The following is a 23084-nucleotide window of genomic DNA, read 5'->3' on the forward strand; positions in this document are numbered from 1 at the left end:
ATTCTTGTTTAATATATGATTCACGGCACAGCCAACCAGCCCCTCTGTCCCACCCTTACCGCTGACCATGAACCGCATCGCCAACCCGCCCGAGCAGGCCACTGCTCACCTGGCATCCAACACCCCGACCCTGCTGCCGCTGGGCGTCCTGCTGCTGGCTGGCTCGTTCGCCGCCAGCGCCCAGACCGCGCCGACCAGCGCCAGCCAGACGCTGTCGACCGTGACCGTCAGTGACTCGGCCGAACCGGTCGAGCTCAAGAGCAAGAACAGCCTGCGCGCCAGCTCGACCCAGGCGGCCAAGGGCCGGCAGGAACTGCGCGACATCCCGCAGACCGTCACGGTGATGACCGAGCTGCTGATCGACGACCGCAACCTCGACGACTTGCGCGAGGTACTCAAGACCACCGCCGGCGTGACCTTCATGGCCGGCGAGACCGGCGAGGAAGACGTGCGCCTGCGCGGCTTCTCGCTCGGCCAGGCGGGCGACATCTACGTCGATGGCCTGCGCGACGCGCCGCTGATCGAGCGCGACACCTTCAACCATGACAGGGTCGAGGTGCTGAAGGGCTCGGCCTCGATGCTGTTCGGCAAGGGCTCGACCGGCGGCGTGGTGAACCAGGTCAGCAAGGCACCGTTCCTGATGGACCAGCACGAGGTCGATGTCACCATCGGCAGCGGCCAGGAGCTGCGCGTGACCGGAGACTTCAACCTCAAGACCGGCGAGGATTCGGCGCTGCGCATCAACGCGATGACGCATGACGCCGACAACCACGGCGCCAGCGTGAACAAGAAGGGCATCGCGCCGAGCTACCGCTGGGGCATCGGCACGCGCGACGAGTTCTCGGTCGGCCTCTATCACCTGGAAACCGACGGCCAACCGCTCTACAACCATCCCTGGTTCGTCGGCGCTGACGGCAAGATCGAGCCCAGCCTGCCGGCCAGGAACTACTACGGCCTGGCCAGCGACTACCTGAAGACCGAGAGCACTTACGGCACCTTCAGCCATACGCACCGCTTCGACCACGACACCGAGCTCAAGACCCAGGTGCGGCATGGCCGCTACGAGCGTGAGCTGCTGGCGAGCGCGATCCGCTTTGCCCCGGCCGCACAGCAACCGGGCGGACTGGCCATGACGGCCGACAACCTCAGCAGCAACAGCGTGCTGCTGCGCAACCCCAAGGCCCGCGTCGGCTACAGCGACCTGACCCAGATCCAGAGCGACTACAGCGGCAAGTTCCAGGCCTTTGGCCAGCAGCACAGCCTGCTCGCCGGCGTCGACCTGTCGCACGAGGATGCCGAGCGCAACAACAGCTACACCAGCGGACTGAACGCCGCGCCGACCACCCGGGTCGGCACGCCCAACGATGGCGCCTCGGTTATCGACACCCGACTGCCGCCGGTGCTCAATACGTTCCGGGCCAGCAATGTCGGCCTCTATGCACAGGACACCGTCAGCATCACCGATACCATCAAGCTGATCGCGGGTCTGCGTCTGGACCATTTCGATGCGTCCTACCACGCACCGGCCAACGGCGGCACGCCGACGGCCAGCTTCCAGGTCAGCGACGACCTGATCAGCCCGCGCCTGGGCGCGCTCTACCAGCCCAGCGCGACCGAGTCCTGGTACGCCTCCTTCGGCACCTCGTACAACACCTCGGGCGACAGCTACCAGTTCGCGCTCGGCGCCATGACGCCTGGCAGCAACAACGCCAGGATCGCCAACACCCCGCCCGAGAAGAGCCGCAACTTCGAGTTCGGCGGCAAGTTCGAGCTGTTCGACAACAAGGCCTCGCTGGGCGTGGCGCTGTTCCACTCCGAGAAGTACAACGAGCGCAACACCGACGAGCCGACCGCGGACTCCTTCCTGCTGTCGGGCAAGCGCCACGCCACCGGCATGGAGTTCAACCTGGCTGGCCGCATCACGCCGAAATGGGAGCTGTTCTACAACCACAGCTGGATTCCGGAAGCCAAGATCGACGAGGGTGTGACTTCGGGTGGCAATGCGCAACAACAAGGCGACCGCCCGGCCCTGACACCCAAGCACAGCGCCAGCCTGTGGACGACCTACCGCATTGCACCGCAATGGCGCCTGGGCGCTGGCCTGAACTACCGTGGCGAGCAGAACCCCGAGGGCGCGCGCCATGTCATGGCCAAGGCCTTCACCACGGTCGACGCGATGGCCGAGTACCAGATCGATGCCAACCAGTCGCTCAAGCTCAACCTGACCAACCTGACCGACGAGCTCTATGCCGACTCGCTGTATCGCGGCTTCTACGCCCCGGGCGCCGCGCGCCAGGTCCAGCTGAGCTACAAGGTCCTGTTCTGATCCCCTGCTGAACTGCCCACCATGCTGCTGCACCTGAAAAACCTCCTGAACCCGCAAGAACTGGCCCGTGCCCGCTTGCTGCTGGGCGACGACGCCCCCTGGACCGACGGCCGCAGCACGGCCGGCGGCCAGGCGGTCGCGCACAAGCGCAACGAGCAACTGGCGCAGGACAGCGCGCAGGCGACCGAACTGCAGCAGCTGGTGCTGGGCGCGCTGCGGCGCGATCCGCTGTTCTTCTCGGCCGCGCTGCCGCGCCGGATCTTCAACCCGCTGTTCAACCGCTACCGGGTCGGTGCCGACCGCTACGGCGCGCATGTGGACGGCGCGGTGCTGCATTCGAAGGCGACCCAGGAATGGGTGAGGACCGATGTCTCCTGCACCCTGTTCCTGGCCGACCCCGACGAGTACGACGGCGGCGAACTGCTGGTGCATGACAGCTACGGCAATCGCGGCGTCAAGCTGGCCGCCGGCGATGCGGTGCTCTACCCGGGCACCAGCGTGCACGAGGTCACGCCGGTCACGCGCGGTGCCCGCATCGCGAGTTTCTTCTGGATCGAGAGCATGGTGCGCGGCGACGAGCAGCGCCGTACCCTGTTCGAGCTCGACCTGAACCTGCTGCGCCTGCGCGAGCGCCACGGCGAGAGCGCCGAGACCCTCGCCTTGAGCGGCGTCTATCACAACCTGCTGCGGCAATGGGCCAGCACCTGAAACCGATGTCAACGACCACTCACCACGACCAGCCGGCCAGCCTGCCGACCAGGCTGTTCAATCTGGCCGATCACGAGGCACGGGCGCGCGACCGGCTCGATGCCTCGGCCTGGGCCTATTACAGCGGCGGCGCCGCCGACGAGATCACGCTGCGCGCCAACCGGGCGGCCTGGGATGCGCTGGCGCTGCGCCCGCGCGTGCTGCGTCCGCTCGCCGGCCTGTCGCTGGCCAGCCAGCTGCTGGGACAGGCCCTGCCCTGCCCCCTGCTGGTCGCGCCAATGGCGCACCAGCGCCTGGCGCATCCGGACGGCGAACTGGCGACGGCCGTCGCGGCCGCCGCCGTCGGCGCCGGCCTGGTGCTGAGCCAGCAGAGCAGCCATCCGCTCGAAGCCGTCGCGGCGCATTGCCTGGCCGACCCGGAGCGGGGCCCGTTCTGGTTCCAGCTCCACGCGCTGGGCGAGCGCGGCTGGCTGCGCGAGCTGATCGCGCGCGCCGAGGCCGCTGGCGTCGAGGCGCTGGTGCTGACGGTGGACGCACCGCTCAACGGCGTGCGCGACCGCGAGCGCCGCGCCGGCTTCGCCCTGCCGGCCGGACTGGCCACGCCCCACCTGCCGCCCGCCAGCGCCAGCAGCCTGGACGGGTTGCTGGCGCAAGCCCCCAGCTGGGATGACGTCGCCTGGCTGCAGGCCAACAGCCGGCTGCCGCTGCTGCTCAAGGGCGTGACGCATCCGCTGGATGCGGCGCAGGCCTGTGCGCTGGGCGTCGCGGGGCTGATCGTCTCCAATCACGGCGGACGCGTGCTCGACACCATGCCAGCCAGCGCCACCCTGCTGCCCGAGGTCGCGGCGGTGGTGGCGGGCCGCTGCGCGCTGCTGGTCGATGGCGGCATCCGGCGCGGCACCGATGTGCTGAAGGCACTCGCGCTCGGTGCCGACGCGGTGCTGATCGGGCGGCCGGTGCTGCACGGCCTGGCCAGCGCGGGGGCCGCCGGTGTGGCACATGTGCTGCGCCTGCTGCAGGACGAACTGGCCGCCGCGATGGCGCTGTGCGGGCTGCGCAACTTGAGTGAAATAGATCCGTCCTGCCTGCAATCGCCACGGGACATCCGGACATGAAACGGCTGGCATCGAACGCCGGCGTGCCGCTGGCCGTGCTGCTGGCGCATGCCGGTCTGCTGGCCTGGCTGCAGGCCAGCCCCGCTCCGGTGCGGCCACCGCAACTGGCGGTCGTGACGATGGAGCTGTTGGCCAGCAACCCGGCTCCGGTCCAGACCAGCCGGCCGGCAGCGCAGCCCGAGCCCCGTCCACGGCCCAGGCCGGCGCAAAAACAGACTCAAAAACCGGCAGCCAAGCCGGCACCGCGCCAGGCGCAGCCGGCCGTGACGCCGCCTGTAACGCAACCCGTGACGCAGGCCGATCCCAGTCCGCTGCCGGCCACGGCACCCAGCATGTCACCCGCCTCCACAAGCAACGCGGCCAGCAGCACAGCATCTGCAACGCCTGTAGCCACTGGCCCGGCCAGCGCCGCACCGGCGCCGGCCAAGGTCGAGCTGCCGAGCGCGAGCGCCGACTACCTCAACAACCCGAAGCCAGCCTACCCCCCCTTGAGCCGGCGCCTGCGCGAGGAAGGCAAGGTCGTGCTGCGCGTGCTGATCGAGACCGACGGCACGGCAACGAAAGCCGAAGTCCGCCACTCGAGCGGCTACGAACGCCTCGACCAGGCCGCGCTGCAGACCGTGCTCAAGTGGCGCTACCTGCCGGCCAGGCGCAACGGCACGCCCGAAGCCATGTGGTTCAACATCCCCATCAATTTCGTACTGGAGTAAGCAAAAATGGAAACGCAATTCGGCCTCGCCCATGTCTGGCAACAGGGCGACTGGATCACCCGCGGCGTGGCGGTGATCCTGCTCGGCATGTCGGTCCTGTCCTGGGTCACGATCGCGCTCAAGGCGCTCCGGCTGCGCCGGCACCGCGCCCAGGCGCGCGCCAGCCATGACTTCTGGCACAGCCGCGACCTCGGCGAAGGCCTGCGCCAGCTCGGCGAGCAGGCTGACAACCCGTTCCATCTGCTGGCGCACGAGGGCAACGAGGCGACCCGCCATCTGCTGCACCGGGATGGCGCCCCGGGCCGCCAGCTGCACGACAGCCTCGATGTGAGCGACTGGATCACGCGCTCGCTGCGCCATTCGATCGCCGACAGCCAGAGCCGCCTGCAGGCGGGCCTGAGCGTGCTGGCCTCGATCGGCTCGACCGCACCCTTCGTCGGCCTGTTCGGCACCGTCTGGGGCATCTACCACGCGCTGCTCGGCATCGGTGCCTCCGGCCAGGCCAATATCGACCAGGTCGCCGGCCCGATCGGCGAGGCGCTGATCATGACGGCGCTTGGCCTGGTGGTCGCGATTCCCGCCGTGCTGGGCTACAACGCGCTGCTGCGCGGCAACAAGGGCGTGCTGCACCAGCTCGACCGCTTCGCGCATGACCTGCATGCCTATTTCGTGACCGGCGCGCGGGTGCGAACCGGCGCGGCGGGCCAAGCGGCCAGCCAGGCGACCAAAACCTGAAACCCGGGAGCAAGACCATGGCCTTTGCCAACTTCGAATCCGATGACGGCGCAGTCCTGAGCGAGATCAACATGGTGCCGCTGATCGACGTGATGCTGGTGCTGCTGATCGTCTTCATCGTCACGCTGCCGGTGGTGCGACACGCGGTCAGCGTCGACCTGCCACAGGCCAGCGCGCAACCCAGCCGCGACAAGCCCGAGACGGTGCAGCTCAGTGTCGATGCCCAGGGCCAGTACCACTGGAACCAGGAAGCACTGACTGACGAGGCGCTGCAGGCCAGACTGGCCGCCGCCGCGAGCCAGCAACCCCAGCCCGAGCTGCATGTCCACGGCGACCGGGCGGTGCGCTACGAGCGGGTCGCGCAGGCGATGGCGACGGCGCAGCGCGTCGGCATCCGCAAGATGGGATTCGTGACCCGGTAGCGGCGCACGGGCGCACGGCATCAGCTCGGCGCGCGCGGTCCAGCGCCTGCGAGGTGGCGCAACAGCTCGAAGCCGTCCGCGCCGGCCCAGCAGATGCTGGATGTCGGCTTCGCTCCCGAGCTGCGCACCCAGCAGCATGGTCAGCCGCGCGATGCGCGCGTTGAGGCTGGCGAACCGCTGCTCCAGATGCTGCGCCTGATCGGACCAGCCGGGTGCTCCACCCGGCGCGGCATCGGCCGGACTCATTTCTTCATCGGACAGGTGCTGATGCCGAGCAGGGCATAGAGGCCGCACCAGCCAATCAGGCCAGTCAGCAGGGGCACCACCCCGATATAGCCCCAGACGCCCACGGTTCCGGTCGCGGCCAGGGCTATCAGCGCCACGCCCACGACGATGCGCAGCACGCGATCAATGCCACCGACATTGCTTTTCATGATTGCTCCTTGGCTAAAATATACCCCAAGCAGTATAGATGGGGTATGACCCAGCCAGCCTAAACCCGGCGCCAGCGCGGGTCAAGCCAGCCAGATGGCCTTGAGCCATTCATGAATCACATCCGTCTTGCGATAAACGCCAAGAACAGACAAGATGGCGTGACAAGACGTAAACAGCAGAAAAACCGCTCAACCCTACCAGCCCGACCCGATGAACAAGTCCACCGTCCTGCTCGCAGCCAGCCTGCTGCCCCTCTTGAGCGCGTGCAACGCACTGGCACCGAACACCACCCAGACCAGCACTGCCACTGCGCCGGAAGCGGCCTGGATCGGCGAAGCCCGCCAGGTGGCCGGATCGGTGCCGCCCAAGCTGATGGCGGTGCTGAGCGCGGCCATCCAGCAAGGCGGCCCGGCGCACGCGATCGGGGTCTGCCAGAGCGAGGCGCCGAAGATGGCGCGCGCGGCCTCCGAAGCCACGGGCTGGCAGATCAGGCGCGTCAGCCTGGGCAACCGCAACCCCAAGGCCGTGCCCGACGCCTGGGAGCGCCAGACGCTCGAAACCTTCGACCGCCAGCAAGCCGCCGGCGCCGATGGCTCCAGGCTGGAGCGGGCCGAAGTCGTGACGGAAAACGGCCAGCAGGTGAAGCGCTACATGCGCGCGTTGCCGGTGCAGGCGGCCTGCCTGCAATGCCATGGCACCGCCGACCAGCTCGGTCCCGGCGTGGCCGCGCGTCTGAGCGAGCTCTATCCCCAGGACAAGGGCACCGGCTACCTGCTGGGCCAGATCCGCGGCGCCATGACGCTGCGCCAGAACCTTCAATGATCTTCAGTCGCCGTCGGGGATCACCACGTCGGCGACGAAGCCCACTGTCTTGGCCGCGACCGAGACGCCGGTCGCGACCACCGTGACGGCGGCATCCGCCACCGCGACGACCGCGCAGCCCTGCAGTGAAGTAAGCAGGCCAGCCAGCATCAGGGCGAGCAGTGGGCGAATGGAGGTTGGCAGACGGTGCATGGAGGAAAAGTCGAAAGAAGAAAACAGCCAGATCAGCCGGCGCCACAACAGATGCGGCGCGATCGCGATTCTAGCGATGCTGCCCGACACCGGCGTGGGGGCAAGCCCGCGGCAAGGCGAACCGCTGACGAGTTTGCGGGACAATCTCGCCCCATGACTGCCCTCAAAGCCCCCGAACTGCTGCTGCCCGCCGGCTCGCTCGACAAGATGCGCGCCGCCTACGACTTCGGCGCCGACGCGATCTACGCCGGCCAGCCGCGCTATTCCTTGCGCGCGCGCAACAACGAATTCCGCCTGGAGCAGATCGAGATCGGCATCCGCGAGGCGCATGCGCGCGGCAAGAAGTTCTTCGTCACCAGCAACCTGTTGCCGCACAACGACAAGGTGCGGACCTATATGCGCGACATCGCGCCGGTGATCGCGATGAAGCCCGACGCGCTGATCATGGCCGACCCGGGCCTGATCATGATGATGCGCGAGCAGTACCCCGAGATGCCGATCCACCTGTCGGTGCAGGCCAACACGGTCAACTACGCGGCGGTCAAGTTCTGGCAGAAGATGGGCGTCGCGCGCATCATCCTGAGCCGCGAGCTGAGCCTGGACGAGATCGAGAAGATCCGCCAGGAATGCCCGGACATGGAGCTTGAGGTGTTCGTGCATGGCGCGCTGTGCATCGCCTACTCGGGCCGCTGCCTGCTGTCGGGCTACTTCAACCGGCGCGACCCGAACCAGGGCACCTGCACCAACGCCTGCCGCTGGAACTACGCCGCCCAGGAGACCGCGACCGACCCCAACACCGGCGAGGCGATTCCCGTCAAGATGGAACAGGGCTTCAACTTCAACCAGGCGCAGGAGGAGGCCGAGTCCTCGTTCGCGGCCTGCGGCGGCGGCGAGCGCCACCCCAAGGCCGACCAGGTCTACCTGATCGAGGAAGCCGGGCGTCCGGGCCAGCTGATGCCGATCATGGAGGACGAGCACGGCACCTACATCATGAACAGCAAGGACCTGCGCGCGATCGAGCATGTGCAGCGCCTGGCCGAGATCGGCGTCGATTCGCTCAAGATCGAGGGCCGCACCAAGAGCCTGTACTACGTCGCGCGCACGGCGCAGATCTACCGCCAGGCGATCGACGACGCGGTGGCCGGCCGTCCCTTCAACCCGCTCTTGATCACCGAGCTCGAAGGCCTGGCCAACCGGGGCTACACCAGCGGCTTCCTGGAGCGCCGCCCGAGCCAGGACTACCAGAACTACGAGACCGGCCACTCGCTGGTCGGCCACAGCCACTATGTCGGCGACGTGCTGAACGCGGCTGGCGGCTGGGCCGAGGTCGAGGTCAAGAACAAGTTCTCGGTCGGCGACCGGATCCAGGTCATCCACCCGAGCGGCAACCATGTGATCGAGCTCAAGGAAATGCGCAAGCTCGACGGCGAGCCGGTCGGCGTCGCGCCGGGCAGCCCGCTGCATGTGCGCATTCCGCTGCCCGAGCAGTACGCCGGCGCGCTGCTGGCGCGGCTGATCCCGGCCGAAGCGGCCTGAGCCATCGTCGGGGTCGGGGTCGGGGTCAAACACCGATTTCATCCGGAGCCAGCCATCTGGCCGAGACCAGGAATTGGTCTCCGACCCCGATTAGCATGGGCAACGCCGCCAGTCAGGGAGCAGCCTGCGCGGAACAATGCTTCATATGTGAAAACAATTACCCGAATCATCATGGAGCCATCTCATATGCGCTAGCATGATGTCCGGATTTCCTGTCTTGGCACTGCGTGCAGCACGCCCGGTCAGGCTGCTCCGTTGCCGCTGTGCGGAAACTGTCCGCGCGATCGACACCATAAAAAAAGCAAGACCATGAAGCCAGCCCAGGAGAGGGACCGGGGCAAATTGGATGACGAGCGTTTTCGGCTGCTGTTTCTGCAGTTGCCGCAGCCGGTCCTGTTCGTCGACCCGGTCGGCACCATTCGTGAATTCAACCGCGCGGCACAGTCCCTGTTCGGACTGGATGCGCCAGCCGGACGCCCACGCACAGTTCATCAACTGCTGACCGGTGATGGCGCCGAGTCGCTGGCCGACTTGCTGACTGCGGCTGCCAGCCTGCCAGCGGGACAGGTGCAGACCGCGCCAATGCACAGCACCACCTCGCCAGCCCGGGCCTGCACGGGCCAGGCATTCACGCTGCCAGGCAGCGGGAACGGCCAGCGCCAGATCGTGCTGCAGCTGCTCGATCAGAACAGCGACGCCGCCCTGCAGCACTCCGAGGCGCGCTTTCGCCTGGCGCAGGAAGCGACCGAAACCGGCATGTGGGACTGGCAGCTGACGGAGGATCGCATCGAATGGGATGCCATGTGTTGGCGGCTGCTCGGCATGAGTGGCCAGGAAAGGGGGCTCGACTACGCCAGCTGGCAGACCATGGTGCACCCCGACGACCTGGCCGAAATCGAGCGCACCTATGTCGAGCAGATCGAGCGCAGCGGACGTTTTGTCACGGTCGGGCGTTACCGCAAGGCCGATGGCGGCTGGGTCTGGATCCAGGCCCTGGGCCAGGTGATGGAACGTGATGAATGCTGCCTGCCCAGCCGCATGGCCGGAACGCTGACCGACATCAGCGAACGCAAGCTGCTTGAGCAGGAGTTGCAAGAGCGTCATCAGCGGCTCGACAACATCGTCTGGGGCACGGGCGCCGGCACCTGGGAATGGAATGCCCAAAGTGGCGAGACGCGCTTGAACGAAGCCTGGGCCGGCATGCTGGGCTATTCACTGGCCGAGATCGAGCCGGTCTCGTTCGAGACTTGGGTGAACTTCTCACACCCTGAGGACCACCTTCGTGCCATGGCGCAACTGCAAGGCCATCTTGGTGGCGAAACCGACCGCTATGAATGCGAGCTGCGCCTGCGACATCGGGACGGTCACTGGGTGTGGGTGCTCGACCGTGGTCGCATCTGCACCTGGACCGAGCAAGGCGAGCCCGAATGGGTGATGGGCATCCACCTCGACATCAGCCAGCGCAAGGCAGCCGAGGCCAAGCTCGAGCGGCTGGCGCATTACGACAGCCTGACCGGACTGGCGCGCCGCCCGCTGCTCAACGCGCATATCCGGCAGGCGATGTCGCAAGCCCGGCGCCACGACAGCCAGTTGGCCCTGCTGTTTCTCGACCTGGACGGTTTCAAGCCGGTCAACGATGCACATGGTCACGCCGCAGGCGACCGCCTGCTGACCGAACTCGCACAACGCATGAAGTCCTGCCTGCGCGAGATCGACACGGTCGCGCGCATCGGCGGCGACGAGTTCGCCGCGCTGGTGGTCGACCTGCCCGAACGCGCCGCCGTGCTGCCGCTGGTGCGGCACCTGCTCGAAACACTCGTGCTACCGATCAGGCATGGAGCGCTGTCGATGCAGGTTTCGGCCAGCATAGGCCTCGCCTTCTATCCGCAAGCGCAGGATGCAGGACCCGACGAGCTGATGCAGCAAGCCGATGCCGCCATGTACCAGGCCAAGCGCAGCGGCAAGAACCGCTACCATATCGCCGGAACGGATACACCGCTGTGACAGCGGCGTTCCTGCGTGACAATGGCATGGACATGGCGCGCACGGGCGCGGCGGGAGGGCCGCACGCGCAACCGGTTCGCCGCCGATCAAGGAGGGAGTCTTCGATGCCTGCAATGCGTAGAACGGTGATGATGGCGATGCTCGGCCTGCCCCTGGGCCCGCCGGCCTGGGCACTCGACCTCGGGATGCTGAGCCAGACCGATGCCAGCGGCGGACTCAAGGAAGCGCTGAACCAGGGTGCCGCCCATGCGGTCGAGACGCTGGGGCGCGAGGGTGGTTTCATGGACAACCCGAAGGTCAGGATCGCGCTGCCCGGCTGGCTGGAGAAGGCCGAGCCGCTGCTGCGCATGGCCGGTCGCGGCAAGGCGCTCGACCAGCTCGTGCTGACGATGAACCGGGCCGCCGAAGCCGCGGTACCCGAGGCCAGGACCTTGCTGCAGGGCGCCGTCAAGCAGATGACGGTGACGGACGCCAGGAACATCCTGAGCGGTGGCGATGACTCGGTGACGCGGTTCTTCCGTGGCAAGACCGAGCAGGAGCTCACGCAGCGCCTGCTGCCGCTGGTGCGACAGCACACCGACCGGCTCGCGGTCGCCAGCCAGTACAACAAGCTGGCCGGACAGGCCGCCGCCAGCGGCCTGCTCAAGCCCGAGGACGCGCAGATCGAGCACCATGTCACGCAACAGGCGCTCGACGGCCTCTACCAGATGATCGCCGAGCAGGAAAAGACCATCCGGCGCAACCCGATGGAGGCCGCGGGCAGCCTGGCCAGGAAGGTGTTCGGCGCGCTTTGAAGCCCGACGACCTGTCGCCGCTGGCGCCGTTTCGCCAGCCGGTATTCCGCATGCTCTGGTCCACCTGGCTGGTGGCGAACCTCTGCATGTGGATGAACGATGTCGCGGCGGCCTGGATGATGACCTCGCTGACCGACAAGCCGATCTGGGTCGCGCTGGTGCAGACCGCCGCCACGCTGCCGGTGTTCCTGCTCGGCCTGCCCAGCGGCGCGCTGGCCGACAGCCTCGACCGCAAGAAATACTTCCTGACGACCCAGCTCTGGATCGCCGCCGTCGCCACGCTGCTGAGCGCCGTCGTCTTCCTCGGCATCATGACGCCGCCGCTGCTGCTGGCGCTGGTGTTCGCCAACGGCATCGGGCTGGCGATGCGCTGGCCGGTGTTCGCCGCCATCGTGCCCGAGCTGGTGCCGCGCCCGCAACTGCCGGCGGCGCTGGCGCTCAACGGGGTCTCGATGAATGCCTCGCGCATCCTGGGGCCGCTGATCGCCGGAGCCATCATCGCCGCCGCCGGCAGCGCCTGGGTGTTCGCGCTCAATGCGCTGCTGTCGCTGCTGGCGGCGGTGGTGATCGGCCGCTGGCAGCGACAGCACAAGCCGCACCCGCTCGGGCGCGAGCGCCTGGGCACCGCGATACGGGTCGGGCTGCAGTACGTGGCCCAGTCGCGACCGATCAAGGGCGTGCTGCTGCGGATCTGGATCTTCTTCTTCCACTCGACCGGGCTGATGGCGCTGCTGCCGCTGCTGGCGCGCGGCTTGGAAGGCGGCGACGCCGCCAGCTTCACGCTGCTGCTGGCGGCGATGGGGGCTGGCGCGATCACCTCAACCTGGATCCTGCCCCAGCTGCGCCGCCGCTATGCCCGCGACGCGCTGGTGCTGCGCGGCGCCTGGCTGCAAGCCGGCACCATGGCCGTGATGGCCTGGACCGACCAGCTCTGGATCGCGCTGCCGGCCATGTTCCTGGGCGGCGCGGCCTGGATCACCACCGCCAACAGCCTGAGCGTGTCGATCCAGCTCGGCCTGCCCGACTGGGTGCGCGCGCGCGGCATGTCGATGTACCAGATGGCCATCATGGGCGCCAGCGCCAGCGGGGCCGCGCTCTGGGGCCAGATCGCGACCTGGACCAGCGTGCCGACCAGCCTGGCCATCGCCGCCACCACCGGTGCCTTGACGATGTGGCTGACCAACCGCCTGCGGCCCGACAGCGGCCAGGCCACCGACCTGACGCCTCAGCGCGTCTTCCAGGCCCCGCAGCACCCCGGACCGACCAGCTCGGGCCGGGTCAGCGTGATGATCGAATACCGGATCGACCCGGCCAAGGCGGCCGAATTCCGCGCCTTGATGCTCGACGAGAGCCGTCCCGGCCGGCTGCGCCAGGGCGCGCTGTCCTGGGAGCTGCTGCACGACCTGGAGGACCCGGGGCGCTTCCTGGAACTGGTCATCGACGAATCGTGGAACGACCACCTGCGCCGCTCCGAGCGCGGCACCGCCGCCGACGCCGAACTGCACGCGCGCAAGCTGGCCTTCCACCTCGGCCCCGAGCCGCCGCGCGTCACGCGCTGCCTGATGGAGAGCACCGTCAAATGAAGATCGCCATCATGGGCGCGGGCGCCGTGGGCAGCTATTACGGCGGCCTGCTCGCGCTTGCCGGTCACGAGGTCACGCTGATCGGCCGCGCCGCGCATGTCGCCGCCATCGAGCACGCCGGGCTGCGCCTGCAGACGCAGTCCTTCGACGAGCCGGTAGCGGCCAGCGCCAGCGTCGATCCCGCCGCGCTGGCCGATGCCGACTGGGTGCTGGTCTGCGTCAAGGCCGGCGACACCGAAGCCGCCGCCGCCGCCATCTCGCCTCATCTGCGCGACGGAGCGCTGGTGCTGAGCCTGCAGAACGGCCTGGACAACGCCGACCGGCTGCAAGCCCTGCTGCCGCGCCAGCGGGTGCGGCCGGTACTGGTCTATGCCGCGGTCGAGCTGGCCGGCCCCGGCCATGTGCGGCACCACGGCCGAGGCGAGCTGGTGATCGGCGCCGGGCCGGACAGCGAGGCCCTCGTCACGGCCTTCGCTGGCGCCGGCGTGCCGGTGCAGGTCCTGCCCGATGTGCGCGCGGCGCTCTGGTCCAAGCTGATGGTCAACTGCGCCTACAACGCCTTGTCGGCGATCTCGCGCCTGCCCTACGGCCGCATGATCCGGGGGCCGGGCATCGAGGCCAGCATGCGCGAGGCGGTGGCCGAATGCCTGGCGGTCGCGCGCGCCGATGGCATCCATCTGCCGGCCGACAGCTGGGAGCGGGTGCGCGCGCTGGCCGACGCGATGCCGACCCAGCGGTCATCGACCGCGCAGGACCTCGCGCGCGGGCGGCGCAGCGAGATCGACCAGCTCAACGGCTATGTGGTGCGCCGTGGCGAGGCGCTCGGGGTGCCGACGCCGGTCAACCGAGCGCTGCATGGCCTGGTCAAGCTGCTGGAAGATCCGCCGCCAGCGGAATGAGCCGAATGAGGCCCATACCCGACTGAACTTATCGGGATTGGACGGATCAGAGAGACAGGAGGATGTCGATGCCCAATACCAGACCCGCCGCCGTCGCCGGCCTGTTCTACCCCGGCGACGCGGTCACGCTCGCGCGCACCGTCGCGCAATCACTGGCGCGCGCCACCCAGACAGCCGGAGCGGCCGGCCCGTCTGCCCCAGATGCAGCGCCGAAAGCCCTGATCGTGCCGCACGCCGGCTATGTCTACTCGGGCGCGACCGCCGCCCAGGCCTACGCGCTGCTGGCGCCGCAGCGCGACCAGATACGCCGCGTCGTGCTGCTGGGGCCAGTGCACCGGGTGCCGGTGCGCGGTCTGGCGCTGCCGGACGCCGACGCCTTCGAGACCCCTTTGGGTCGGGTCGAGATCGACGCCCAGGCCGTCGCCGAGCTGCAGGGCCTGCCCCAGGTCACGCGCAGCCGGGCGGCGCACGCGCAGGAGCACTCGCTGGAGGTGCAACTGCCCTTTCTGCAGACCGTGCTGGCCGACTTCAAGCTGCTGCCGCTCGCCGTCGGCGACGCCAGCCCGGCCGAGGTCGCCGAGGTGCTCGAACGCCTCTGGGGCGGCCCCGAAACGCTGATCGTGGTCAGCTCGGACCTGTCGCATTTCCTCGACCACGACAGCGCGCGGGCGACCGATGGCGCCACGCTGCGGCAGATCCTGACGCTCCAGGGCGGCATCAGCCATCGCCAGGCCTGCGGCGCCACCCCGGTCAACGGTCTGCTGCTGGCCGCGCGCGGCAAGGGCCTGAGTCCCCGCCTGATCGCGCAGTGCAACTCGGGCGACACAACAGGCGAGCGCCAGCGCGTGGTCGGCTACGCCTCGGTCAGCTTCAACGAATCCGTCCCGGTCGATGCACCGGCAACTGTCCAGGAGTCCCTCCATGTCCGATGAACGGCGCACCATCCTGCTGACCCTGGCCCGCACCGCCATCGAAGATGCGCTGGGCGCTGGCGGGAGACTCAGCCATGCCGCAGAACGGGAATCCGCCTGGATGGACAGTGAAACCGACCCGGCGACTGGCGCCCAATGGCTGCGCTCGCCCGGCGCCAGCTTTGTCACGCTGACGCAGCGCGGATGCTTGCGCGGCTGCATCGGCTCGCTCGAAGCGCGCCGCGCGCTCTACAGCGATGTGCGGGCCAATGCCGTCGCGGCGGCGCTGCGCGACCCGCGCTTCCCGCCGCTGGCGGCGGCCGAGCTGCGCCTCACGCGGGTCAAGGTCTCGCTGCTGTCGGCCCCCGAGCCGCTGGCCTTCGACAGCGAAGCCGACGCGCTGTCGCAACTTCGCCCCGGCGTGGATGGCATCCTGCTCGAATACGGCTCGCTGCGCTCGACCTTCCTGCCCCAGGTCTGGGAGCAGCTGCCCAGACCCGAGGACTTCCTGTCCCAGCTCAAGCGCAAGGCCGGCCTGCCAGGCGATTTCTGGCACGAGCGCCTGCGGCTGCGGCGCTACGGCGTGGACAAGTTCCAGGAGGCCGCCATCTGATGAACTTGCGCCCCATGACCAAGCCCGTCACTAGCCCCTTGCCCGAGGCCAGCCCGGGCACTGATCAGCCACATCCGGCCCGCTGGTGGCATGCGCTGGCCGATGGCCGGCTGCAATGCGACCTCTGCCCGCGCGACTGCAAGCTGCACGAGGGCCAGCGCGGCGCCTGCTTCGTGCGCCAACGAACCGGCGACACCATGGTGCTGACCACCCACGGCCGCAGCTCGGGCTTCTGCATCGACCCGATCGAGAAGAAACCGCTCGCGCATTTCCACCCCGGCAGCAGCGTGCTGTCCTTTGGCACCGCCGGCTGCAACCTGGCGTGCAAGTTCTGCCAGAACTGGGACATCAGCAAGTCGCGCGACATGGACCGGCTGATGGACCAGGCCAGCCCTGAGCAGATCGCCGAAGCGGCCTCGCGCCATGGCTGCCAGAGCGTGGCCTTCACCTACAACGACCCGGTCATCTTCGCCGAATACGCGCTGGATGTCGCCGATGCCTGCCACGCGCGCGGCATCCAGACGGTCGCGGTCACGGCCGGCTATATCCATGCCGCGCCAAGGCGCGAATTCTTCGCGAAGATGGACGCGGCCAACGTCGACCTCAAGGCCTTCAGCGACGACTTCTACTTCCGGCTGACCGGCTCCAGGCTGCAGCCCGTGCTCGACACCCTGCTCCATGTCCGGCACGAATCCGACTGCTGGCTGGAAATCACCACCCTGCTGATCCCGGGCCAGAACGACTCCAGCGCCGAGATCGAGGCCTTGAGCCGCTGGGTCGCGACCGAGCTCGGCCCCGAGGTGCCGCTGCATTTCAGCGCCTTTCACCCCGACCACAAGATGCCCGAGGTGCCGGCCACGCCGCTGGCGACCCTGGTGCGGGCCAGACAGATCGCGCGCGAACAGGGACTGCGGCATGTCTACACCGGCAACGTGCGCCATACCGAGGGCGACGCGACCGACTGCGCGGCGTGCGGCACGCGCCTGATCGAGCGCGACTGGTACGCGATTGGCCGCTACGCGCTCACGCCCGAGGGGGCCTGCCTGAGCTGCGACAGCGCATTGGCGGGGCGCTTCGGCGCGCAAGCCGGACGGTTCGGGCGCCGGCGCATCCCGGTCGCGATCGCCTGAGCGCGGCGGGTCCGGTCACTGACCGGGCAGGCCGCCGGCGCCAGCTTGCGGTCGCGCGACAATGTCGGCGTGACCGCCGCCACCCTGCCCCGCCGCATCGCCCACCTGGACATGGACGCCTTTTTCGCGTCGGTCGAGCTGCTGCGCTACCCGCAGCTCAAGGGCCTGCCACTGGTCATCGGCGGCGGGCGGCGACGCGCGGACGATCAGCTGCTGGCCGCGCATGCCGGGTTGGCGCTGGCGGAAATCCCGCTGGCTGACTTCCCGCGCCTGCGGGACTATGCCGGGCGCGGCGTCATCACGACCGCGACCTACGCCGCGCGCCAGTTCGGCATCGGCTCGGCCATGGGACTGATGAAGGCGGCCAGGCTCTGCCCCGACGCCATCCTGCTGCCGGTGGACTTCGACGAGATCCGGCGCTGCTCGCGCGCCTTCAAGGCCGTGATCCGCGACATCGCGCCAGTGATGGAGGATCGCGGCATCGACGAGGTCTACCTCGACTTCACCGATGTCCCCGGTGGCCAGCGCGAGGGCGGGCGCGTGCTGGCGCGGCTGATCCAGCGCGGCATCCTCGATGCCACCGGCCTGACCTGCTCGATCGGCATCGCGCCCAACAAGCTGCTGGCCAAGATGGCCAGCGAGTTCGACAAGCCCAATGGCATCGCCATCATCTGGCCCGATGACCTGGAGCGCCTGATCTGGCCGCTGCCCTGCCGCAAGATCAACGGCATCGGACCCAGGACCGATGCGAAGCTCCAGCAGCTGGGCCTCCTCACCATCGGTCAGCTGGCCTCGCGCCCGCTCGATGAGCTGGTCTGGCACTTCGGTCGCAGCCAGGGTGGCTGGATGTTCGACGCCGCCCGGGGTCGCGACGACAGCCCCGTGGTCACGCACAGCGAACCGGTCAGCATCAGCCGCGAGACCACCTTCGAGCGCGACTTGCACGCCGTGCATGACAAGGCCGAGCTCGGCGCCCTCTTCACGCGGCTGTGCGAACAGGTCGCCGCCGACCTGAAGGCCAAGGGCTATGTCGGCCGCACCATAGGCATCAAGCTGCGCTACGACGACTTCCAGTCGGTCACGCGCGACCTGACCGTCGAGCAGCACACCGCCGATGCCCGCGAGATCCGCCGTCATGCGGGCCAATGCCTCAAGCGCGTCGACCTGACGCGCCGGCTGCGCCTGCTCGGCGTGCGGGTCGGGACGCTGGCGCGGGCGGGTAAACTCGCCAGCGCCGCAGCGGCGTCGGGCCTGAAAGCAGGCCGTTCCTTGCCGCTGTTCTAGCGCCGCGCTCCAGCCAGAAAACCATGAAGTCCATCAACTCCTCAAGCCTGAAGCTGCGCCGGCAGACGACTTTCATAGTCATCGCCATCCTGTTCATGACCTGGGCGGCGGCGATCTACGAAATACAGCGCAGCAAGCAAACCTTCATCCAGGAAGCGGAGTTGCGGACAGAAAAGAACGCCCATATCTTTTCCGAATACAGCCTGTCCACCATCAAGCGACTGAACTCCTTCATTCTCGACGCCCGGGAGGAATGGCATGGCGACTGGGCGAAATTCGCGGAATACGTGCAGTACCACCAGAACATGATTGACGATCTGGTATTCCAGGTGGCCGTCATAGACAGCCAAGGGATGATGCGGTTCTCCAGCCTCAGCAAACCCCAAGCCGTGGTCGACCTGAGTCAGCGCGAGCATTTCCGGGTCCATGCCGACGCCCCGGCAAAAGACCGCCTGTTCATCAGCAAGCCCCTGATGGGCAAGGTATCCAGGAAATGGACGATCCAGCTGACACGCCCGATCCTCAAGCAAGGAACCTTCGATGGCGTGCTGGTGCTCTCGATCGCCCCGGAGTTCTTCTCGCAATTCTCCGAGCAGCTGTTCAGCCAGAACCAGAGCCAGCTGAAAGTCATCCGCAACAGCGGCGAGATCATGGCGATCAGCCCCGTGTCGGAATCGATGTACAACCAGCGGGTGCAGGCTCCCTATCTGGAGGCGGCAGCGCCACAGGCGGGCAACTTTCGCTCCCATGACCCGGATACCGGGGCCGAAGAGATCGGTGGCTACTACAAGCTGCCCGACCATGGCATGACCCTGGTCAGCGTGGAGCCGGTGCAAGACGTGCTCGCGCCCTATCGGCCTTACCGCAATGTCGTGATCGGCGTAGCCTGCCTGACGAGCGCGGCCATCATCTTCTTCTTCCTGCTGCTGAGGAACTCGCAGAAGAGACTGGGCAAGGCGACCCGGGTCACGCACGAACTCCAAGGCATCAAGGAGCAGGCCGTCAACGCCAACGAGGCCAAGAGCCAGTTCCTGGCCAACATGAGCCACGAGATCCGCACGCCCATGAACGCGGTGATCGGCCTGACCAATCTGCTGCTGGACACCGACCTGAGCCCCCATCAGCGCGATTACCTGAAGAAGATCCATCTGTCCGGCACCGCCTTGCTGGGAGTGCTCAACGACATCCTCGATTACTCCAAGATCGAGGCGGGTCAGATGCGGCTGGAATCGGTGCCGTTGCGCCTGGGCGAGGTCCTCGACAAGACCCGGGCCCTGTTCGATGTCCAGGCCAGGGAAAAGCAGCTGACGCTGAGCTTCGAGGTCTCCCCCGAGATGCCGGACGGGTTGCTGGGCGACCCGTTGCGACTGCTGCAAGTCATCAACAACCTGGTCGGCAACGCGCTGAAATTCACCCAGGAAGGCCGCATCGAGGTCAGGGCGGGCATCATAGAGCAGACCGAGCAGAGCGTCCGAATCCAGGTTTCGGTGCGCGACAGCGGCATCGGACTCGCGCCCGGACAGCTCGATCATCTGTTCGAGGCCTTCACCCAGGCCGATCTCTCGACGACGCGCCGCTACGGCGGCACCGGCCTGGGGTTGAGCATATCGAAGCGGCTGGTGGAGCTGATGGGTGGCGAACTATGGGCCACCAGCGTGGCCGGCCAGGGCAGCGTCTTCTGCTTCACCGCACGCCTGGGCCTGCGGCAGGCCGGCGCCGCCACCCTACCGCCGCCCGCGCAGGCGATCGGGCCGGTCCAGCCGGATTTCGCGGGTGCGCGCGTGTTGCTGGTCGATGACAATCCGACCAACCTGCTGGTGGCGGGCGCGTACCTGCGCCGCATGGGGTTGGAGGTCGAGACCACCGACAATGGGCAAGCCGCCGTCGAGCAGGCGATACGGTCGCCTTTCGCCGCCATCCTGATGGATCTGCAGATGCCTGGCATGGACGGTTTTGCCGCGACCCAGGCCATCCGCGCCTACGGCAACCGCACCCCCATCATCGCGCTGACCGCCGCCGCCATGGACAAGGACCGGCAAGCCGCCGAAGCCGCCGGCATGGACGACCATGTCTCCAAGCCGATCGACCCCAGACAACTCGCCGCCGTGCTGCGCCAATGGATTCCGGCGCGGCAGGCCGTCGCCGCGCCCGCCGCCGCCACGGCTGCTGCCACTCCCGCCGCGCACGCTGCCGCAACGGCCCGGCTGAACCTGGCACAGGCGGCCGAGGCGCTGGGCGGCGACCATGAACTGCTGCAGCAGGTGCTGGAGCGCTTCCACCAGGACTTCGCGCAGGCGCCCGAGCAACTGCGCGAGGCCTTGCGCGAGCAACAGTTCGACGTGGCGATCCGGCTGGTGCATACCCTCAAGGGACTCGCGCCCACGCTGGGAGCCGAGACGCTGCATCGCCTCGCGGTGCGGTTCGAGCAGGACCTGCTGCGGCGGGACACCGGATTGCAGGCCGAGTTCGAGCAGGAGCTCGGCGCGGTGTTGGGCGAGGTGGCGACGGCCAGCGCCATCGAGGACAGGCAGGCGTAGGCGTGCCGCCGGACGAGCCGGTCAGCGCATCTCGAACAGTTCCTGGTGGAAACGCGCGGGCGGTAGGCCGTGGCCGCGGAGGTCGGTGCGGATCGCGTCGCCAAAGCCCGCCGGGCCGCAGAACCAGACCTCGGCGTCCCGCCATTGCGGCACCTGTGCGCGCAGCCGCTCGCCCGTCAGCCGGCCGTCGCGGCCGCTGACCAGCAGGTGCAGCCGCACGCCGGCGGCCTGGGCGTATTCCCGCAGCCGCTGCAGCGCGGTCTCGTCGACCTCGGAGGTGGCGTGGAACAGGTCGATCTCGCGACCATCGGACTGCTGCGCCAGCTGCTTGAGGCGCGCGACGAAGGGCGAGATGCCGATGCCGCCACCGATCCAGATCTGCCGCCTGGCCTCGCCCTCGAACTGGAAGCGGCCGTAGGGCCCCTCGACCGTGACGGTGTCACCGACCTTGAGGCTGGTGGCCAGGGTACGGGTGTAGTCGCCCAGCGCCTTGATCAGGAACATCAGCTGGCCGTCACCCTGCCAGGCCGACGAGATCGTGAACGGATGCGGCCCCTCGCGCTCGTCGAAGGTCACGAAGGCGAACTGGCCGGGCTCGTGTCCGGCCCACTGGCTGCGCAGCCGGATCGAGACCGCGTTGACCCGGACGCCTTCGAGGTACTCGATCTGCTCGACCTCGCCGACGGCCTTGCGCCGCACGCCGATGCGCCGGGTCAGGCTGATGATCGCCGCGACCGTGCCGCCCGCCAGCAGCAGGCCCTGCGCGATGCCGACCGGCTGGGTCCAGTAGCTGAAGCTCGTCAGCACGATCGAATGCCAGACCAGCACCAGGTAGGCCAGCGCGATCCAGCGGTGGGTCCGGAAGAAATGGCGGTAGGGAAAACGCTTGACCAGCGCCAGCACGATCAGCGCCACCGCGAGGTAGAAAGCCTTCTCGCCGAGATCCTCGGCCAGGCCGCGCTGGCTCTGCAGGAAGGCCAGCACCGGATCGGTCTGGACCGGGCGCGGCCCGCGCGCCGGTCGCTCCAGCCAGCCGGCCCCGACCAGCCACTTCGGCCCCTGCGAGAACAGCCAGTGCAGGATGGCAATCACCAGCCCCGAGATACCCAGCCACTTGTGCAGACGGTACATCTTGTCGAGACCGTGCAGCCGGTGTTCCAGCCAGGCCGGGCGCACCGCCAGCAGCATCGCCGCGCTCATGACGCCCATGCCCAGCACGCCCGAATACTGGACCAGCAGGGTGCGCCAGGGGAACAGGCCGGTGGTCACCGGCAGCGCGGCGGACTCGGCCAGCAGCCACAGGGCGGACAGGCCCAGCAGCAGGCCGAGCAGCGTGATCTTGAGCTTCTTCATGTCACGATGATAGTCATCAAAGGTGAACTTGCGATGAACGCCCCCGGACCACCGCGCTGTTGCTGCCTCGTTGTTACTGCCGCGCCGTGCGAATGTTGGCCGGCGGCTGCTGCGGCTGGCTGCTGCGCCAGGGGTTGATGTCGAGCCCGCCACGGCGCGTGTAGCGCGCGTAGACGCTCAGCTTGACCGGCTTGCAGCGGGTCCAGAGATCCATGAAGATGCGCTCGACGCATTGCTCGTGGAACTCGGTGTGGTTGCGAAAGCTCACCAGGTACCGCAGCAGCCGCTCCTGGTCGATCGGCGCGCCGGTGTAGGCGATGCGCACGCTGGCCCAGTCGGGCTGGCCGGTCACGAGGCAGTTGCTCTTGAGCAGGTCGCTGACCAGGGTCTCTGTCACGGGCGGCTGCCCATGGTCGGCGCGCAGCAGCTCGGGCGCCGGCTGGTAATGGGTGCATTCGACGTCGAGCCGGTCCAGGCTCAGGCCGTCGAGCTCGCGTATCTTTTCCTGGGCGAACTGCGCCGGCGTCAGCAGCCTGACGCCGACCGAGCCCTGGCGCTCGCCGCCGCGCCAGGCCGCTTCCGACAGGTCGGCCTTGAGTCGTTCGAGCAGCTGTTGCGCATCGTCCAGGCGGCTGTTGTTGAAGCTGTTGAGGTAGAGCTTGAAGGACTTGCTCTCGATGATGTTGGGCGACTCGCAGGGCACGGTCACCTGCGCGATCGCGACCTGGGGCTTGCCGCGCGGATTGAGCCAGCTCAGCTCGTAGGCGGTCCAGAGGTCGGCGCCCAGGAAGGGCGGCGTGGCGCTGACGCCGATCTCGTCACGCTTGGGCCTACGCGGCAGCGGAAACAGCAGGCTGGGGTCGTACTGGTCGGCGTAGCTGGAAGTCCTGCCGAGCTGGGACTGCTCGGGCTGGTGCTGGCTGGGGTGCTGGGATGCGGTCATGGCTTGGTTTGGTGGGCGGTTTTATGCGCGGG

21 protein-coding genes are annotated in these 23084 nt (G+C 68.2%); 17 read left to right on the forward strand and 4 right to left on the reverse strand.

All coding sequences use genetic code 11. From position 1 onward, the window contains the following. The first annotated feature begins 67 nt into the window (after positions 1-67). Genes PHR85_RS07835 through PHR85_RS07860 form a run of 6 tightly spaced genes read left to right on the forward strand, consistent with a single transcriptional unit; the run spans position 68 to position 6016 of the window. The gene (locus PHR85_RS07835) at positions 68-2326 is read left to right on the forward strand and encodes a TonB-dependent siderophore receptor (protein ID WP_300052653.1); all 2259 of its coding nucleotides are present in this window, start codon (positions 68-70) and stop codon (positions 2324-2326) included. A gap of 21 nt (positions 2327-2347) precedes the next feature. Further along, entirely contained in the window at positions 2348-3034 is a 687-nt protein-coding gene (locus PHR85_RS07840; protein WP_300052655.1) for a Fe2+-dependent dioxygenase, read from the forward strand. Positions 3035-3039: 5 nt separating this feature from the next. Next, the gene (locus PHR85_RS07845; protein WP_300052657.1) at positions 3040-4149 is read left to right on the forward strand and encodes an alpha-hydroxy acid oxidase; all 1110 of its coding nucleotides are present in this window, start codon (positions 3040-3042) and stop codon (positions 4147-4149) included. Continuing rightward, the gene (locus PHR85_RS07850; RefSeq protein ID WP_300052659.1) at positions 4146-4859 is read left to right on the forward strand and encodes an energy transducer TonB; all 714 of its coding nucleotides are present in this window, start codon (positions 4146-4148) and stop codon (positions 4857-4859) included. The genes PHR85_RS07845 and PHR85_RS07850 overlap by 4 nt, the downstream gene beginning before the upstream one ends. Before the next feature lie 6 nt (positions 4860-4865). Beyond that, a complete protein-coding gene (locus PHR85_RS07855; RefSeq protein WP_300052661.1) occupies positions 4866-5594 on the forward strand; it encodes a MotA/TolQ/ExbB proton channel family protein in 729 nt (242 codons plus the stop codon). Positions 5595-5611: 17 nt separating this feature from the next. Continuing rightward, positions 5612-6016 (forward strand): biopolymer transporter ExbD, encoded by a 405-nt coding sequence (locus PHR85_RS07860; RefSeq protein WP_300052663.1) that lies wholly within the window; start codon positions 5612-5614, stop codon positions 6014-6016. 242 nt (positions 6017-6258) lie between these two features. Here PHR85_RS07860 and PHR85_RS07865 read toward each other — a convergent pair whose 3' ends face one another. After that, on the reverse strand, positions 6259-6450 hold the full coding sequence (locus PHR85_RS07865; RefSeq protein ID WP_300052665.1) for a DUF2892 domain-containing protein: 192 nt from the start codon (positions 6448-6450) through the stop codon (positions 6259-6261). 211 nt (positions 6451-6661) lie between these two features. Between PHR85_RS07865 and PHR85_RS07870 the strand changes: the two genes are divergently transcribed. Beyond that, positions 6662-7273, forward strand: a complete 612-nt coding sequence (locus PHR85_RS07870; RefSeq protein WP_300052667.1) for a DUF3365 domain-containing protein — start codon at positions 6662-6664, stop codon at positions 7271-7273. A 3-nt stretch (positions 7274-7276) separates the two neighbouring features. Here PHR85_RS07870 and PHR85_RS07875 read toward each other — a convergent pair whose 3' ends face one another. Next, positions 7277-7609 (reverse strand): hypothetical protein, encoded by a 333-nt coding sequence (locus PHR85_RS07875; protein WP_300052669.1) that lies wholly within the window; start codon positions 7607-7609, stop codon positions 7277-7279. A 9-nt stretch (positions 7610-7618) separates the two neighbouring features. Here PHR85_RS07875 and yegQ point away from each other — a divergent pair, with 9 nt between their 5' ends. The 10 genes from yegQ (at position 7619) to PHR85_RS07925 (ending at position 20756) form a co-directional block, all read left to right on the forward strand. Continuing rightward, the gene (gene yegQ, locus PHR85_RS07880) at positions 7619-9001 is read left to right on the forward strand and encodes a tRNA 5-hydroxyuridine modification protein YegQ (protein WP_300052670.1); all 1383 of its coding nucleotides are present in this window, start codon (positions 7619-7621) and stop codon (positions 8999-9001) included. Between the two features lie 309 nt (positions 9002-9310). Continuing rightward, positions 9311-11005 carry a sensor domain-containing diguanylate cyclase gene (locus PHR85_RS07885; RefSeq protein ID WP_300052672.1) on the forward strand — a complete coding sequence of 565 codons (1695 nt, stop codon included), beginning with the start codon at positions 9311-9313 and terminating at the stop codon, positions 11003-11005. A gap of 104 nt (positions 11006-11109) precedes the next feature. Next, a complete protein-coding gene (locus PHR85_RS07890) occupies positions 11110-11799 on the forward strand; it encodes a DUF4197 domain-containing protein (protein WP_300052674.1) in 690 nt (229 codons plus the stop codon). After that, entirely contained in the window at positions 11796-13382 is a 1587-nt protein-coding gene (locus PHR85_RS07895) for an MFS transporter (RefSeq protein ID WP_300052676.1), read from the forward strand. The genes PHR85_RS07890 and PHR85_RS07895 overlap by 4 nt, the downstream gene beginning before the upstream one ends. Then, complete coding sequence (locus PHR85_RS07900) at positions 13379-14281, forward strand: 2-dehydropantoate 2-reductase (RefSeq protein WP_300052678.1); 903 nt, start codon at positions 13379-13381, stop codon at positions 14279-14281. Before PHR85_RS07895 ends, PHR85_RS07900 begins: the two co-directional genes overlap by 4 nt. A gap of 68 nt (positions 14282-14349) precedes the next feature. Beyond that, a complete protein-coding gene (gene amrB, locus PHR85_RS07905) occupies positions 14350-15213 on the forward strand; it encodes an AmmeMemoRadiSam system protein B (RefSeq protein WP_300052680.1) in 864 nt (287 codons plus the stop codon). Then, a complete protein-coding gene (gene amrA, locus PHR85_RS07910) occupies positions 15203-15805 on the forward strand; it encodes an AmmeMemoRadiSam system protein A (protein ID WP_300052682.1) in 603 nt (200 codons plus the stop codon). The genes amrB and amrA overlap by 11 nt, the downstream gene beginning before the upstream one ends. After that, a complete protein-coding gene (amrS, locus tag PHR85_RS07915; RefSeq protein ID WP_300052684.1) occupies positions 15805-16935 on the forward strand; it encodes an AmmeMemoRadiSam system radical SAM enzyme in 1131 nt (376 codons plus the stop codon). The genes amrA and amrS overlap by 1 nt, the downstream gene beginning before the upstream one ends. Before the next feature lie 111 nt (positions 16936-17046). Beyond that, on the forward strand, positions 17047-18219 hold the full coding sequence (locus PHR85_RS07920) for a DNA polymerase IV (RefSeq protein ID WP_300052748.1): 1173 nt from the start codon (positions 17047-17049) through the stop codon (positions 18217-18219). Positions 18220-18242: 23 nt separating this feature from the next. Beyond that, positions 18243-20756, forward strand: coding sequence for an ATP-binding protein (locus PHR85_RS07925; RefSeq protein ID WP_300052686.1), 2514 nt, complete (start codon positions 18243-18245; stop codon positions 20754-20756). A gap of 21 nt (positions 20757-20777) precedes the next feature. Here PHR85_RS07925 and PHR85_RS07930 read toward each other — a convergent pair whose 3' ends face one another. Beyond that, positions 20778-22109 (reverse strand): ferric reductase-like transmembrane domain-containing protein, encoded by a 1332-nt coding sequence (locus PHR85_RS07930; protein WP_300052688.1) that lies wholly within the window; start codon positions 22107-22109, stop codon positions 20778-20780. 73 nt (positions 22110-22182) lie between these two features. Then, the gene (gene queF, locus PHR85_RS07935; RefSeq protein ID WP_300052691.1) at positions 22183-23052 is read right to left on the reverse strand and encodes an NADPH-dependent 7-cyano-7-deazaguanine reductase QueF; all 870 of its coding nucleotides are present in this window, start codon (positions 23050-23052) and stop codon (positions 22183-22185) included. Positions 23053-23084 lie beyond the last annotated feature (32 nt).

The organism is Malikia sp. (assembly GCF_028687635.1).
In the GTDB taxonomy this organism is placed as follows: Bacteria; Pseudomonadota; Gammaproteobacteria; order Burkholderiales; family Burkholderiaceae_C; genus Malikia.

Coding starts and splice junctions, on each gene's coding strand:
- PHR85_RS07860 (WP_300052663.1), top strand. CDS start 5,612: ATGGCCTTTGCCAACTTCGAATCCGATGACGGCGCAGTCCTGAGCGAG.
- PHR85_RS07900 (WP_300052678.1), top strand. CDS start 13,379: ATGAAGATCGCCATCATGGGCGCGGGCGCCGTGGGCAGCTATTACGGC.
- yegQ (WP_300052670.1), top strand. CDS start 7,619: ATGACTGCCCTCAAAGCCCCCGAACTGCTGCTGCCCGCCGGCTCGCTC.
- PHR85_RS07865 (WP_300052665.1), bottom strand. CDS start 6,450: ATGAAAAGCAATGTCGGTGGCATTGATCGCGTGCTGCGCATCGTCGTG.
- PHR85_RS07870 (WP_300052667.1), top strand. CDS start 6,662: ATGAACAAGTCCACCGTCCTGCTCGCAGCCAGCCTGCTGCCCCTCTTG.
- PHR85_RS07885 (WP_300052672.1), top strand. CDS start 9,311: ATGAAGCCAGCCCAGGAGAGGGACCGGGGCAAATTGGATGACGAGCGT.
- PHR85_RS07855 (WP_300052661.1), top strand. CDS start 4,866: ATGGAAACGCAATTCGGCCTCGCCCATGTCTGGCAACAGGGCGACTGG.
- PHR85_RS07840 (WP_300052655.1), top strand. CDS start 2,348: ATGCTGCTGCACCTGAAAAACCTCCTGAACCCGCAAGAACTGGCCCGT.
- PHR85_RS07845 (WP_300052657.1), top strand. CDS start 3,040: ATGTCAACGACCACTCACCACGACCAGCCGGCCAGCCTGCCGACCAGG.
- PHR85_RS07930 (WP_300052688.1), bottom strand. CDS start 22,109: ATGAAGAAGCTCAAGATCACGCTGCTCGGCCTGCTGCTGGGCCTGTCC.
- PHR85_RS07920 (WP_300052748.1), top strand. CDS start 17,047: ATGGACGCCTTTTTCGCGTCGGTCGAGCTGCTGCGCTACCCGCAGCTC.
- PHR85_RS07890 (WP_300052674.1), top strand. CDS start 11,110: ATGCCTGCAATGCGTAGAACGGTGATGATGGCGATGCTCGGCCTGCCC.
- PHR85_RS07925 (WP_300052686.1), top strand. CDS start 18,243: ATGAAGTCCATCAACTCCTCAAGCCTGAAGCTGCGCCGGCAGACGACT.
- amrA (WP_300052682.1), top strand. CDS start 15,203: ATGTCCGATGAACGGCGCACCATCCTGCTGACCCTGGCCCGCACCGCC.
- queF (WP_300052691.1), bottom strand. CDS start 23,052: ATGACCGCATCCCAGCACCCCAGCCAGCACCAGCCCGAGCAGTCCCAG.
- PHR85_RS07835 (WP_300052653.1), top strand. CDS start 68: ATGAACCGCATCGCCAACCCGCCCGAGCAGGCCACTGCTCACCTGGCA.
- amrS (WP_300052684.1), top strand. CDS start 15,805: ATGAACTTGCGCCCCATGACCAAGCCCGTCACTAGCCCCTTGCCCGAG.
- amrB (WP_300052680.1), top strand. CDS start 14,350: ATGCCCAATACCAGACCCGCCGCCGTCGCCGGCCTGTTCTACCCCGGC.
- PHR85_RS07850 (WP_300052659.1), top strand. CDS start 4,146: ATGAAACGGCTGGCATCGAACGCCGGCGTGCCGCTGGCCGTGCTGCTG.